At 63.7% G+C, this 13,882-nt stretch carries 10 protein-coding genes; 2 read left to right on the top strand and 8 right to left on the bottom strand.

The window, feature by feature from the left end; genetic code table 11:
• From EOA79_RS07020 to lptF, 6 genes are all read right to left on the bottom strand, one after another.
• Positions 1–228 (bottom strand): rRNA adenine N-6-methyltransferase family protein (locus EOA79_RS07020; RefSeq protein ID WP_281060253.1); only part of this gene is annotated, 228 nt, incomplete at its 3' end.
• The gene (gene pdxA, locus EOA79_RS07015) at positions 225–1,259 is read right to left on the bottom strand and encodes a 4-hydroxythreonine-4-phosphate dehydrogenase PdxA (RefSeq protein ID WP_095823644.1); all 1,035 of its coding nucleotides are present in this window, start codon (positions 1,257–1,259) and stop codon (positions 225–227) included. The genes pdxA and EOA79_RS07020, both read right to left, overlap by 4 nt.
• 78 nt (positions 1,260–1,337) lie before the next feature.
• On the bottom strand, positions 1,338–2,264 hold the full coding sequence (locus tag EOA79_RS07010) for a peptidylprolyl isomerase (RefSeq protein WP_066995711.1): 927 nt from the start codon (positions 2,262–2,264) through the stop codon (positions 1,338–1,340).
• 206 nt (positions 2,265–2,470) lie between these two features.
• On the bottom strand, positions 2,471–4,885 hold the full coding sequence (locus tag EOA79_RS07005; protein WP_164893831.1) for an LPS-assembly protein LptD: 2,415 nt from the start codon (positions 4,883–4,885) through the stop codon (positions 2,471–2,473).
• On the bottom strand, positions 4,885–5,967 hold the full coding sequence (lptG, locus tag EOA79_RS07000) for an LPS export ABC transporter permease LptG (protein WP_095823642.1): 1,083 nt from the start codon (positions 5,965–5,967) through the stop codon (positions 4,885–4,887). Before lptG ends, EOA79_RS07005 begins: the two co-directional genes overlap by 1 nt.
• A gap of 2 nt (positions 5,968–5,969) precedes the next feature.
• Positions 5,970–7,169, bottom strand: a complete 1,200-nt coding sequence (gene lptF / locus EOA79_RS06995; RefSeq protein WP_095823641.1) for an LPS export ABC transporter permease LptF — start codon at positions 7,167–7,169, stop codon at positions 5,970–5,972.
• A gap of 349 nt (positions 7,170–7,518) precedes the next feature.
• Here lptF and EOA79_RS06990 point away from each other — a divergent pair, with 349 nt between their 5' ends.
• Both EOA79_RS06990 and EOA79_RS06985 read left to right on the top strand, forming a co-directional pair.
• Positions 7,519–9,045, top strand: coding sequence for a leucyl aminopeptidase (locus EOA79_RS06990; RefSeq protein ID WP_127335070.1), 1,527 nt, complete (start codon positions 7,519–7,521; stop codon positions 9,043–9,045).
• A gap of 7 nt (positions 9,046–9,052) precedes the next feature.
• A complete protein-coding gene (locus EOA79_RS06985; protein WP_066995722.1) occupies positions 9,053–9,502 on the top strand; it encodes a DNA polymerase III subunit chi in 450 nt (149 codons plus the stop codon).
• 194 nt (positions 9,503–9,696) lie between these two features.
• Here the strand turns inward: EOA79_RS06985 and EOA79_RS06980 are convergent, their stop codons facing one another.
• Both EOA79_RS06980 and EOA79_RS06975 read right to left on the bottom strand, forming a co-directional pair.
• Positions 9,697–10,491 carry an OmpA family protein gene (locus tag EOA79_RS06980; protein WP_127335069.1) on the bottom strand — a complete coding sequence of 265 codons (795 nt, stop codon included), beginning with the start codon at positions 10,489–10,491 and terminating at the stop codon, positions 9,697–9,699.
• A gap of 88 nt (positions 10,492–10,579) precedes the next feature.
• Positions 10,580–13,819, bottom strand: a complete 3,240-nt coding sequence (locus EOA79_RS06975) for a DUF6212 domain-containing protein (RefSeq protein ID WP_127335068.1) — start codon at positions 13,817–13,819, stop codon at positions 10,580–10,582.
• Positions 13,820–13,882: the final 63 nt, after the last annotated feature.

Raw genomic sequence — 13,882 nt, 5'->3', positions numbered from 1 at the left:
GTTGAAGAGCAGCGCCCGCGTCAGCCCGCCGGGGCCGGGCCCGACCTCGATCACGGTCGTCTCGCTGAGGTCGCCGGCCGCGCGCGCGATCTTGCTCGTCAGATTGAGGTCGAGCAGGAAGTTCTGGCCGAGCGCTTTCTTCGCCTGCAAACCGTGGCGCTCAATCACCTCGCGCAGTGGCGGCAATCCGTCGATGGTCGTGCGCCCCCCGCTCAAATCGAGCCTCATGCCGCCGCAGTCCGGCGGCCGCTGTCGGCGAGGCGGCGCGCCAGCCTCAGCGCCGCGATCAGGCTGTCGGCGCGTGCAATGCCCCTGCCGGCGATGTCGAACGCCGTGCCGTGGTCCGGCGAGGTGCGGATGAAGGGCAGGCCGAGCGTCACATTGACGGCCTCGTCGAAGCCCAGCGTCTTGGCTGGGATCAGCGCCTGGTCGTGATACATGCAAAGGGCTGCGTCATAGCCGGCGCGTGCCTGCGGATGGAACATCGTGTCGGCCGGCAGCGGCCCGACGGCGTCGATGCCCTCGGCCTGAAGCGCCTCAACGGCAGGCAGGACGATCGACAGATCCTCCGCGCCCATCGCGCCGCCTTCGCCGGCATGCGGATTGAGCCCGGCGATGGCGAGCCTGGGCCGCGCGATGCCGAAGCGGCTCTCGAGGTCGGCCGCGGTGATGCGTCCTGTGGCCACGATCAGCTCGCTCGTCAGAACCTTCGGCACCTCGGCAAGCGCGATGTGGATGGTGACCGGAACCGTGCGCAATTCGGGCCCGGCAAGCAGCATTACCGGCGTCACCTCGGCGCCGGTGTGGCGCGAGGCCAGATGCGCCAGGTATTCGGTGTGGCCGGGAAAGCGAAAGCCGGCGTCGTAGAGCGGCTTCTTGGCGATGGGACAGGTGACCACCGCTGCGGCGCGGCCGGCGAGGCAGTCGGCGACGGCGCGGTCGATCGCTTCGATGGTGCCCGCGGCATTGGCCGAATTCGGCTTTCCGGGACTGTCCAGATGCCGGGCGTAGAGTGGCACGACGGGCAATGCGCGGGGAAAGTGGTGTGCCGCTTGCCCCGGCAAGGTCTCCATGATCGCCACGTTGGCCCCGATCTGACGCGCCCGCGCCTTGATCAGGGCAGGGTCGGCGAGCAGGTAGAAGGGCGGCACGCCGGCGCTGTCGCCCGCCTGCCAGGCGGTGATGGCGATCTCGGGCCCGATGCCGGATGGATCGCCGACGCTGAGCGCCAGCGGCGCGTCGGTCCTACTTGCGCTCATGGCGTCACGTGGGGCGCCATACCTGCTTCGAAGCAGGGCGGGTGGCTCGAGCCTTGTTCTGTCATGCGCCGCAACGGCCTATCGCTCGACGATGGTGGCCTTCTTGCGCAGTTCCTCGACATATTTCTTGCTGAGCTCGTCGGCGTCCTTGTCGTTGCTGCCGCCTTCGGCCTGGAACACCATCTGGGCGGCCTTGTCGTCGGAAACCTCGCGCGAGGAACAGATACCGATGAACTCGACGCCGCGTTCGGTCTCGCGCGTCGGCGTCGCCCCTCCGACCTTGGTCGCCTTGATCTGTTCGGCCCAGTCCGACGGCAATTGCGGCGCCAGCACGCGGCCGAGATCGCGCACCGTGACGTCGATCAGCCCTTTGGCGAATTCGCGCGTGGTGTTGCAGCCGTTGAAGCGGGCACGCATGGCGTCGGCCTCGCGCTTGCGCTTGGCAAGCGTGGCCGAGCGCTCGGAAGCGGGCACCACGAAGATGACCTGCTGCAGCATATATTCCGTGGCGCTCGGCTTGGAGCCGCCCTTGTCGAGCATGCGGCGGACCGCATCCTGCTCAGTCACCGAGCCACCCTCGCCGGAGCGGTAGCGCGCGCCAAGCGCCTGGTTCCAGGCCATCTGCGCGCGGATGAACTCCTTGAAATGCTCCTTGGTGACGCCCGACTGCGCCATGACGGCGTCGAGCTTCGCGAGCGGCATCTTGTTGTTGGAGGCAAAACGCTGATAGGCGGCGTCGACCTGCTGGTCGGTGATGCGGATGCCGAGCCGCTTGGCCTCGGCAAGCCGCAGCGTCTGGTCGATCATTTCCTTGGCCGCGTCGCCTTTCTTGCGCTGCAGCTTGAAGAATGCGGCGCGATGGGCGATGTCGCCGGTGGTGATCGGTATGTTGTTGACGACATATTTGATCTGGCTGGCGAATGCCGGCGGCGTCATTGCCGCGATCGAAACCGAGGTCGCCGCCACCAGCAGCGCGAATCCTGCCGAAAACAGGTATTTCCTCATCTCACCTTCCCAATTCCTATCCGCCACGACGGCGCCGCACGTCCTCCGAACGCATGCGCTATGTGGTCGACCCCATGCCCGTCCTATGCGGCGAAACAATGTCGCCGGCGCAGGACCCCGAGAATCGGCCCCATTTTCGAAGGATCACGCGCCAATCCAAGCTTCACGCCGGCGACGGCGCACGCGGTGACCGGCGCTGCCTCCGCTTACTGGATCGTGTCAACGCCGCTGGTCGACGAGCCGAAATCGCCGAGCGTGCGGAACGACAGGTTGAAGCCGATATTCTGCGACACCTCCTTGGTGACCGTATCGCGCGTCTGCGAGAACGTCATCACATAGGTGAAGCAGGAATCGTTATAGGCGAAGCCGACGCCGTCCTTAACCAGGACGCTTGTCTCCAGATCGTAGGTGCCGGTGCCGAAGACCCGCCAGCTCTCGGCCAGGTGCGTAGAGGCTCCGAGCGTGACCTCGTGGCGGTCCGTGGCGAAGCCGTAGAGCGGCTGCGCCTGGATGAAGGCATATTTGGCGCTGAGCGAAACCGGCAGGCCGGAATAGGCCGCCTTGATCTCCGCGCGCCTGACCTCGAATGTCTGCTCGTCGAACCGGCCGCTGAGCGAGCCGGAGAAGCCGCTCGGGCTGTTGAAGCCGATGAGGCCGACATAGTCGGACTTGGCGGTCTGCAGGCCCGAATAGGCGCCGACATTGACGAGGTCCGGCGCGTCGAAGGAGTTCTCGCCGCCCAGTTGGTAGGATTGGCCGAAGATGGCGTTGGTGCCCCAGCCGTTTCCATAGGCGCCGGAGTAGCGGAAGCCGACATTGGCGCGCGTGCCGCCTTCGATGCGATCGTAGCCGGAGAACTTGTCGCGCTCGAACAGGGTCGTGGCGTCGAAGACGAAGCTCTGCGCGTCCTCGTTCGGAATGGCCAGCCCGCCGACATATTGCTCGTTCGGCCGCACGAAGATCTGCGCTGTCGGTTCCAGGACATGACTGGAGTTCGACATCGAGAACAGGAGTGGCCAGCGCATCTCCAGGCCGAGCGTGGCCATGTAGCGGGCGAGCGAGGAGCGCATGTCGACATCCTCGCCGAGATTCGCCGCCATCTGGTTGACCGCCGCCAGCGATTCGGATGTGGTCGACACATAGCCGGCGTCGCCACGGAAGGCGAGCAGCGGCGTCAGCTGCAGTCCGTCATCGGTGGTGAAGGTGCGCTTCCATTCGGCCTCCGCCGTCAACCGGCTGGACTGGCCCTCGAGGCCGCGCACGTTGTTAATGGAAGTGTCGTCGAGCGGATTGGCCAGCACCGCGTCCAGCCGGTCCCGGCTGATGACGCGCGCATTGACATTGAGCGACAACTGCCCGCCCGCCACCGACATGTCGGGAATATAGGCGTAGTCGAACGACGGCAGCACCCAGGGCTGCTTGGCGGAGCGCGCCGTCGGGTCGCTGGACAGCGTGTCTTCCTGCACCTCGAATCGCATTGCCCTGACGTCGAAATAATTACGGTCGCTCAGGCCCGTCAGATAGATCGACGACTGGTGGACGAGGTCGTTGTAGCCGTCGATGTTATAGGTGCGCGAAAAATTCTTGTCGGTCTGCAGCAGCACGTCCCAGCCGAAGTTCCAGCGCTCGTTGATGGCGAACTGGCCTTTGGTGCCCATCATGCCGCGGAACTTGTTGGGATCGTTTGGCTCTCCCGAATCGACGGTAAAGCGATTGCCCGTGCCGATGAAGGCGTCCGGATCCTGCTGATTGATGCCGGCGATTTTCAGGCTGTATTCGCCATTGTTGAAGCGCTGCCGCCATTCGGCCTCGCCGAGGAAGCCCTGCTTGGTGTAGCCGCTGCCGGTGACGGTCAGGTCATAGGTCGGCGAGAGCGCGAAATAGTAGGGTACTTTGAGGCCGACGCCGAGGTTGTTGTTGTAGACGATGCCGGGGATCAGGAAGCCGCTCTTGCGCTTGACCGTCGGGTCGGCGATCTCGAAGGCTGGCAAATAGGCAAGCGGATAGCCGAAGAACTCGAAATTCGCATTCTCGAAGCGAACCGTCTTCTTCTCGCCGTTCCAGATGATCTTCCTCGCCTTGACGCGCCATGTCGGTGCCGAGTCGGGCTTGTCCTCGCAAGGCTCGCAAGCGGTGTAGATGCCGTTGTGGAATGTCGTCAGCACGCCGCCCATGCGTTCGGCGCTTTCGGCGGCGAAATAGGCCTTCTCGACCGTCTCGACGCGCAGCGCGTTGACGAAGCCGTCGGCGAAATCCTCGGTGATGTCGATATGCTCGGAATTGATCTTGGTGCCGTCGCTGTTGATGAGCTCGACGGCGCCGCTGGCGACGAGGCGCTTGGTATCGCGGTTGTACACCACTCGCTGGGCGACGAGCTTGTTGCCGCCATAGTCGATCTGCACGCCGCCGACGGCCGTCACGGTGTGCTTGTCGTTGTCATAGACGAGCGTATCGGCGGCCAGCAGCATCTGTGTGCCGGAGGGAACAGGCTTCGCCGTGATGGTCTGCGCCAGCGCCGGCACCGTCGGTACCACGCAAGCGAACAAACATGCCAAGGCTGTCGCCCCATAAAGGCGTGCCAGGCCGGCCTGCCTATGGCTGCGCAAACCAGCCTCCCTCACTAGCCGTCTTCCTTGTATAGCAGAAAAGTCACCCCGAAGAACATAGCCACGAGAACCGGAACCCATGCAGCCACCATTGTAGGCACGAATCCGGCGACCCCGAATGCCTTGACCAGTACCGAAACGACATAAAGCAGAAAGCCGGCCAGGACGCCACCCAGAATCATCGTCGCCGACTGCCCCATCCGCGCAAATCGCATTGAAACTGTTGCCGCAATCAGCGTCATGGCGACGAGGAGAAACGGCAACGCCACCAGCGAATCAAACTGCATGGCGAAGGCATTTGCCTTGAGGCCGAAGGAGCGGGCAACCTCGATCTTTGCCGGCAGCTCGTAGAACGGAATGGTTTCCGGGCGAGCCAGGCGTTCCTGCACGAATTCCGGCTTGAGGTTGGTGGCCACGCGGTCGGAAGCCTCGGCACGGATGTTGCCGTCCTTGAACAGCTTGACGTCCTGCAATTCCCAGTAGCCGTCGCGCAGGAAGGCGCGCGCGGCGTCCTTGCGCTCGACGATGTTGCCCTGCTGGTCGAGGACGAAGAATACCGCGTCCGCCATTTCCAGCCCCTGGTTGAGGATGGCGCGGGCGCCGATGATGGTGTCGCCGGAGTTGGTCTTTTGCCTCAGCCAGGGCGTCGTGTCCTCCGTGACGGCGTTAGACTTGCCGGCGCGCAGCTGGTTTTCCATCTGCTCCGACCAGGAAAAGCCGTGCGCGGCGATCGGGTTGAGCACGCCGACCGACAGCAGGCCGAACATCAGCGCGCCGACGCAGCACGGGAACAGAAACTGCCAGGCCGAAACCCCGGCCGAGCGCGCGATGACGAGCTCGTAGCGGCGGTTGAGCGACACCAGCGTCGCCATCGCCGAAAACAGCCCGACGAAAGGCACCGTCTGCAGCATGATCATCGGCATCCTCAGCGCCGAAATGGCGAAGGCGGTGCCGTAGGTGAAGCCCGGCAGTCCGGTCGTGCGCCCCGAAAGTTCGGTGAAATCGATCAGGAATACCAGCGCCAAAAGGCCGAGGAAGAACCAGATGGTGATCGACACGTAGCGGAAGAAGAAATAGCGGCCCAGCGTCCAGCCCATCGTCAGGCTCCCTGGCCGGAGGTGCCGCGGCGGGCGAGCCACAGCTTGAGCGCCGTCCAGCCCTCGCTCACGCGACCGGCGACATTCGTCATCCAGTCGGCCCAGGCGGCGGGCAGTTCCATGCTCCGCGACGAGACGATGAACCAGGCGGAGACCGCCGACGCCACGATCGGAACGGCGTAGACCATATAAGCGTAGTACCAGACCTTGTCGGCCTTGCCGGCGGCGAAGAAGCCAAGCCAGCGGACGAAAAGGGCGATTGCGATGGCGGTGATCAGCGGATGGATGCGCGCCTCGCGGTGCGAGCGCGCGTCGCCTGCGACCGCAAGCGCGATCAGCGCGAAGACCAGCGAATAGGACCATTCGGAGAAGCGCTGGTTGACCTCGGCCGTATAGCTGCCCGGATTGCGCTGGTACATCTTGTCGTTGGGATCCGGGTCGAGCAGGTATGGCGTCGTCCGGTCCTTGGGCAGCAGCGTGATCTCGTTCGCCGCCGACATGAAGGCCGACAGGTCGAAGGCGTAGGAGGTGAAACGGATGACGGAAAGGTCGCCGGTCACCGATTTGCGGTTGATGACGCCGTCATTCATCATCAGCACCTTCTCGTCGCCTTTTTCGACGATGCTGCCGGTCTTTGCGTAATAGGTGAGGTTGGCGCCTTCCTCGCGCGAATCGGCGACGAAGATGCCACCGAGCTTGTTGTCGGGGAGCCGTTCGCCGATCTGCAGGAACAGGCCGTCGTCGATCTTACGGAAGGTGCCTTCCTGGATGATCAGTGACAGAAGGTCGGCGCGCGAGGCCGCCACCAGCTGCCGGTTCTTCTGCCTGGCATAGGGATCGACGCCGTTATCGACGGCAAAGGAAAAGACGCTGGCCGCCAGCGCCAGCAGAAGGATCGGCCGCGCGATCGCCCAACGCGAGGCGCCCGCGGCGTTGATCACCGCCAGCTCCGAATCCGTGTTCATGGCGCTCAGCGTCTGCGCCACCGCGACCACCAGCGCGAACGGCACCACGATCGGGACGATCGAGGGGATGATCAGGGCCGCGACTTCGAAGAAGGTCAACGCCGACTGGCCGCTGTCGGTGACCAAATCAATCTTGGCGAGCACCTGCGTCGTCCACACGATCGCCAGTGTCCACGCCAGCGCCGCCAGGAACATCGCGGTAGCGCGACGCATGATGTAGCGTTCAACGACCTTCATGAAGGCTTTTCTCGATTGTGCCGAACGGCATCATGCCTGCCGACAAGGTAGTCATCCGCCGACGCCTGCACAACCGGGTCCATAGGCGGCTCATCTGGTTTGTCCTCTCCACGCCACGCGCCCGGCGCGGCGGAGTCTCCGCGTCAATGAATAAGAAATGCGAAACATTGATGGTTAACAACAGGTTGCGGCATAAAGCTTGCGTTCCGCCGCGACGAATCCTTGGTTGGTTTCGGCGCCGATATAGACAGCGATTTCGGCCAAAGTCTTGCCAAATGGCCGAAAACGACCAAATGTCGCGCACGCTCAAAAGCCGGTTCGCGGCGCCTCATCCCGGAAGCAGGATCTGATGACTTCGAGACCTTCGATTGCCTTCGCCAAATTGGCCGCGCCCAAAAAAGGCAGCGTCTTCGTGCTTGCGGCCGACGGAGGCGGCCTTGGCGATGCCGCGAAGGCCTGCGACCCGGCTGGCGCATTGGCGCGCGCGTTTCCGGTCGCCGATTTCTCCGGCAAGTTCGCGAGCTCGGTGGAAGTGCTGGCACCGGAGGGAACCTCTGTCGACCGGCTGGTGGCCGTCGGCGCCGGCAAGGTCGCAAGCCTCGACGACTACGCCTGGCTGAAGCTCGGCGGCGCGGTTGCCGCCGCGCTGCGCAAGGCTGTGGAAGTCGCTGTCATCCTCGATCTTCCGGACCTCCAGCCGGACGGCAGGCAGGCGGCGCACCTTGCCGCCGGCATCCTCCTGCGCAGCTACGGCTTCGACAAATACAAGACCAGGAAGGACAAGGAAGACGGCCAATCCGACGCCAAGGGGGCGGAGAGCAAAAAGGCCGAAACCGCAAAGCCGGCCAAGATAACCATCCACTGCGCCGACCCTTCCGCCGCCAAAAAGGCCTTCGCCGCGGAAGAGGCGGTTATCGAAGGCGTGCTGCTTGCGCGCGATCTCGTCAACGAGCCGGCCAATACGCTCGGTCCGGTCGAGTTCGCCGCTCGCGCGAAGGAACTGGAAGGGCTCGGCGTCGAGGTCGAGATCCTCACCGAGAAGGAGATGAAGAAGCTCGGCATGGGCTCGCTGCTTGGCGTCGCGCAGGGCTCGCCGCGCGGCGCCCGCATGGCCGTCATGCAATGGAAGGGCGGCAAGGCCAAGGACGCGCCGATCGCCTTCATCGGCAAGGGCGTCACCTTCGACACCGGCGGCAATTCAATGAAGCCGGCCTCCGGCATGGAGGACATGAAGGGCGACATGGGCGGTGCCGCCGCGGTCACCGGGCTGATCCGTGCGTTGGCCGCCCGCAAAGCCAAGGCCAATATCGTCGGCGTCATCGGCTTGGTCGAGAACGCCGTCGACGGCCATGCGCAACGCCCGGGCGACATCGTCACCTCGATGTCGGGCCAGACCATCGAGGTCTTGAACACCGACGCAGAAGGCCGCTTGGTGCTCGCCGATGCGCTCTGGTACACCAACGATCGCTTCAAGCCGAAATTCATGGTCAATCTGGCGACGCTGACCGGCGCCATCATGGTCGCGCTTGGCCAGCACTATGCCGGCCTGTTTTCCAACAATGACGAGCTGGCCGGCAGGCTTTTCGGCGCCGGCCAAGCGACGCAGGAGCGGCTGTGGCGCATGCCGCTTGGCGCCGAATACGACAAGCTGATCGAGTCCAAGAACGCCGACATGAAGAACATCGGCGGCCGCTATGGCGGCGCCATCATCGCCGCGCAGTTCCTGCAGCGTTTCGTCAAGGACACGCCCTGGGCGCATCTCGACATCGCCGGCACCGCGATGGGCGCGCCGGCGAGCGAGATCAACCAATCCTGGGGCTCCGGCTTTGGCGTGCGGCTGCTCGATAGGCTGGTACGCGACCATTACGAAGGGTAAGGCTGTCGTGGCCGACATCCTGTTCTACCACCTGACCGAATCGACGCTTGAGGAAGCCCTGCCGGGCCTGCTCGAGCGCAGTGTCGAGCGCGGCTGGCGCGCGGTCGTGCAGACCGGCACGGAGGAACGGCGGGACGCGCTCGACCAGCATTTGTGGACGTTTCGCGACGACTCCTTCCTCGCGCACGCCACCGACCGCGAAGCCTATCCGGCCGAGCAGCCGATCCTGCTCACCACGGGGGAGGGCAACCCCAACGCTGCCCAGATCCGCTTCCTAGTCGATGGTGCGCACCCGCCCGAGCTTTCGGGCTACGAGCGCGCCGTCTTCCTGTTCGACGGCCACGACGCGGCGCAGCTCGAGGGCGCGCGTAGCCACTGGAAGACGATGAAGGAAGCCGGCCACGCGGTGACCTACTGGCAGCAGACGCCCGACCGTCGCTGGGAGCGCAAGGCGTGAGAGTGATCAGCGGTCGATTATCGTCGCCTTGTGGATTTTCGTGCTGGGCGGAAGGTCCTTCACCTGTCGGTGGATTTGGCCGGCGATATGCACTTTGACCCTGAAGACAAGTCTTCTTGATTTGCTCGACGGACATTTCCCCTCCGAGCACGGGTGGCGTTTCAAAGTCGTAACATTCGCCGGCGGCAGGCGCGCTACATCAGCGATGCGGTGGCCATGCGGTTTTTGGCGGTATTCGGCTTTTTGTCGCCGACATACTCAACATTCGTATCGACCAGCCGGTCGCTGTCGATGCCAATCGCGGTCATGATGTCGATGATTGCCTTGATCCGTTGCTTGGCTAGGTCCTTGTTCGTCTCTGCCGCATCGGCGCCGATAAACTCCTTGGCAGCCAAGGCCGTCAGCCTCACGTTGCAACGCGAATCCTTGATGCTGTTGGCGAACTTCTCGAGGTCGCGTTTGACCGGGGGTGAAATCACCGAGGATCTGCTGTCGAAGAAGAGGGCGACCTGGGCAGGGCTTCGCTTTTCATACTGCCGGCAGGAGATCCCTTGCTTCGGCAAGGTATACAGGATAGCGCTCCGCGCCTGGTTCCTATCGCTGGCGCGATCGTCGACCCAATGAGAAAGCGCCAGCACCATTTCGGGCTTGACGCCCTGCGCTTTCAAAAACGCGCGTGTGGCGTTCAGCCTTTGGCCGGCAATGCCGTCCGCCTTGTCGTACGCGCCTTCCTTGCTGGCCGTCGCGTAGAGCCGGTAGCCGCAATCGCGACCGGCGTCCTTGACGAATGCCGCCAGCCCTTTCGCGGTTTCGTCGGAAATCTTGCTGTCGCCCTTTTTGAACAGGACGCGGTACGAGTTCCACTGGGTGCACTTCGGCCCGACGTCGCGCTCCTGGGCGGCGGCTGTGAAAAATGCGGCGCTGAGGGGAATGACGAAAAGACCCAGGACAAGGCCGACAATACTTTTCATTTCTTTGGCGCCCTCCACACTGACCCGATCTGTTCTTATCGCACTTCGCACCTCTGATTCGCACCCATGAAAGGTCACGTTCGCGCGATTGGCGGGCTCCCGCCCTTCAGTCCCAGACGAGCAGCAATTTGCGCCAGAAGGCGTTGGACGGCATCGGCTTCGAACCGCGCGGCAGTTTGATGGCCAGATAGATGGTCAGCCATTTGCGGTCGATCTCCCGGACGGAAACCTTCAAATCGTGCAACTCGAAAGGTTTCGAAATCCGAGTCCATCCGGAGAATGCCAGCGCGCCGACCGGCGTGTCGTTTTTCCAGCCCAGTTTTTCTTCCGGCCGGCCCAGCGCCATGGCGAATTCGAACGGCGAGGCATCCTCGTGGGCGATCTCCACCGTAGCGATGACACTGCGGGCAAAGGTCGGGAAAGTCGAATTGAGGGCGGCGACAACCGGGCCATGGATGCTCGGCCGCAAAAAGATACCGCCATTGTCCCCGGCGACCAGCAATGCCGGCAACTCGGACGGATAGTTCGTTACAAGCGCTGCGCGCTTCAGCTCCTCGCCGGTCAGCCGCCGCATGCGTTGACGTTCTTGCGGCGCGTTGAGACGCGGGTGCTTCCCGCCGGTCGAAACCACATTTCGGACCTGAATGCTTGAAAAGCCCCCGAGCACCCGAGCGTCCGGCCGATTGCCGCCGCATCTGACGGCGAGCAGCAGGTCGCGTCTGCCGGGAGCAGGCGAGTGGACGCCCGTTGCGATCTCGCGTGGTTCGTGCGGGCGGCTGACATCGGCCCAACCGTTCCCGTCGCCATCCTCGAGGAGCCGGGCGAGCTGGTCAAAGGTCTGGTTTTCCGCGTCCACGATCGCGATCTGGAACTGCGCCGGTGCGGTCAGTGCCTCATCGAGATAGACCCAGCAGCTGGCGCTGATCGTCCTCGCCGGACAGACGCCCTTCAGCAGCGCCATTGAGACGGTGCCGGCGGTGGCTTGGACAAACAGCTGGTCCGGCGACTGCTCGACATAACTCAAGAGATCCGCATCGGCAGCCGGATGCGAGCCAACATAGGCGCGGCGCAGGGCTTCGACCGGGAGGTAGCGCTCGCTGTAGAGCGAGGAATGGAGTTCCGGCACTGTTTCTTCAGCGGCGGCGTTGAGCAGTTCGACGACGCCCAGCGTGAAGTCGGACCGTCCGGCGTGAGCGAGCAGCGAAATGGCCGTATCGGCCCTGCCTTCTCGCGCCGCAATCTCGGCCAGCAACTGCACTGCGTCCGCGGAGTTGGGGGAGGCTGCGCTCAGCCGCAGATACCGTTCGTCCTTGACGCGCAGTTCAAGGTTCCAGAGGTTGAGGTCCTTCTCATGATCGGCAGTGTTCGAGCTGATGCCGAGCTGCACGAACATGTCGGTGTGCGCGAACTTGTGCTTTCGAAACACATCGATGATCGGCCGGCGATTCCTCAGCCACTCGGCATTGCGGTTCATGCCGGCCGGCGAAGACCGGTACCAGTACAGCGGCTCCGGCACGGTGGCGATTTCCAGACCCGCGAGATCGGCGCGCAGGAAGAATTCCCAATCGCTCGCCGAAAAGCCGCGCTCCTCGTTGAGGTAGCCAACCTTGTCGAACACCTCGCGCCGGAACATCGCGTTGGCGTCGCCATACGGATTGGTAATCAGCGCGATGTCCGGCGGACCGCCGACCGGAAAGTAGAGCATATAGCCGCTCTTGGTGTCCGGCGGCACGAAAGGCTCGTTGAGCCATTTGGCGAAAGTCGTGCAGATATCGGCGCCGGACTTTTGCATGCCGGCCACAAACGTGCTGACGGCGTTGGGGAAGAGAGCGTTGTCGTCGTCCAGGAACAGGATAAAGGACCCCTTGGCGGCGCGAATACCGGTGTTGCGCGCTTTGCCGAGGAAGCCGTTCTTCTGCCGGATGATCCGCCAGCCGCGCTGCTCGAACTCGGGCTCGATGTCATTGAGCAGCCGAATTGCATCCGGATCCGTGCTGCCGTCATCGACGACGATCAGTTCGATATTGGGGTAGTCCTGGCGCCGGACCGAGGCAATCGCCTGCGGCAACAGCCGCGCCCGATTGTAGTGCGCCGTGATGATGGATACCAGCGGCGGTCGGCTGCGGTTCCGGCTTGGGCCGTCGGCTCTGGCCGGATGCCGGCACAATTTGACGTGCAGTTTGCTCCAGGCCTTCTCGCGCGCTTCCCGGTCAAGCAACGGTTTTGCCGGACCGAACGAGCGGCTCTCGATCACGGATTGGATCTTGGCCGCGATCGCGGAGGGGGCTGCCTGCATCATGACCGCCTCGGCGGACTCCGGCTGAAGCAGCCCGCGCATGCTGCCGACGTCCGTCGTGACGAACGGGATCTTCTCGTCAAGGCACGTCACCACATCCAGCGGGAGCTGCGCGGCCGAGTGCGTTATTGCCACAAGCGCATGGCTTTGCCGCAGGTAACGAAATATCTCGGGCTCGTCCCGGATGGGCAGCAGTTTCAGCTTGAAGGGCCAATGCCGGGCGCGCCGCAGGATCATGCCGCCCGAATGCTCGCCGAGCACATGACCAAATGCGCCGACGATCGTCACGGCCAGGTCCGTCACGCCAATCTCGGCCAGGCGATCCAGTGCGTCGCAAAACAGCGTCAGTCCGCTTCGCGTCTTGGTGCCCGAGAAATGAACCACCTCGGCGGCCGGTTTTTCCCGGGGCCGGTAGTGATCGACGGCGAAGTTCGACCGCCACTCCTCGGGCTGCAACGGCGTCGCGATGTGCTGGCTGGCCGGCAGTCTCCACCCCGCCTTGGTCATCCAGTCGAGCAGGGACTGGCCTGTGACGACGAGATGGTCGCAGGTTTCGGCGGAGGTCCTCTCCATATGGGCGACGGTCATCTGCTCCTTGCGTTCGATCGCCCTGGCGTTAGCCTCCAGATCCCACATGAGCGGCCCATGCGCGAGCACCACGAGGATGGGAGGGTCGGCAAAGACACCCGTGCGCTTGGCGACGGTGGGGAAATGCGCCAGCCCGCCTTCAAGCGCGAAATAGACGACATCGAAGGGGTTCTGTTTGAGGTAGTGGTAGACGGCTACGGAATTCTTGTCGCTGGACTCCAGGCCACGCAGCAATTCGGGTGACCGCGGCAGCAGCTCGAGGCGCACCAGGAAATTATCGAAGCTCCATTTGGCGAGCCTGTCGATTTCCTGCTCGTCGGGCTGGCTGCCGAGCGGGCTCGGCACCCATAGCAGCGTGACCGTGTCGCCGATTTTCGCCAGGTGCTGCGCCAGCGCATACGTTGCCGACCCTGGATCAGCGGTAACCGTAGAGCCGAACTCGACTTCGGAAACGACACACACCCTGCGGGGTTTGTGGCTTGACTGCCGCTTAGGCGTAGAGATTGCGCCCGTCTTCGAACCAAC

The organism is Mesorhizobium sp. M1A.F.Ca.IN.020.03.2.1 (assembly GCF_004023205.1).
Taxonomy (GTDB): domain Bacteria; phylum Pseudomonadota; class Alphaproteobacteria; order Rhizobiales; family Rhizobiaceae; genus Mesorhizobium.
The sequence above is the reverse complement of the archived record's forward strand: the minus strand, read 5'-3'. Positions and strand labels throughout refer to the sequence as shown.

What these genes read in the sequence shown, in the direction of transcription:
- EOA79_RS06990 (WP_127335070.1), top strand. Translation starts at nt 7,519, where the DNA reads ATGACTTCGAGACCTTCGATTGCCTTCGCCAAATTGGCCGCGCCCAAA.
- lptG (WP_095823642.1), bottom strand. Translation starts at nt 5,967, where the DNA reads ATGGGCTGGACGCTGGGCCGCTATTTCTTCTTCCGCTACGTGTCGATC.
- pdxA (WP_095823644.1), bottom strand. Translation starts at nt 1,259, where the DNA reads ATGAGCGCAAGTAGGACCGACGCGCCGCTGGCGCTCAGCGTCGGCGAT.
- lptF (WP_095823641.1), bottom strand. Translation starts at nt 7,169, where the DNA reads ATGAAGGTCGTTGAACGCTACATCATGCGTCGCGCTACCGCGATGTTC.
- EOA79_RS07010 (WP_066995711.1), bottom strand. Translation starts at nt 2,264, where the DNA reads ATGAGGAAATACCTGTTTTCGGCAGGATTCGCGCTGCTGGTGGCGGCG.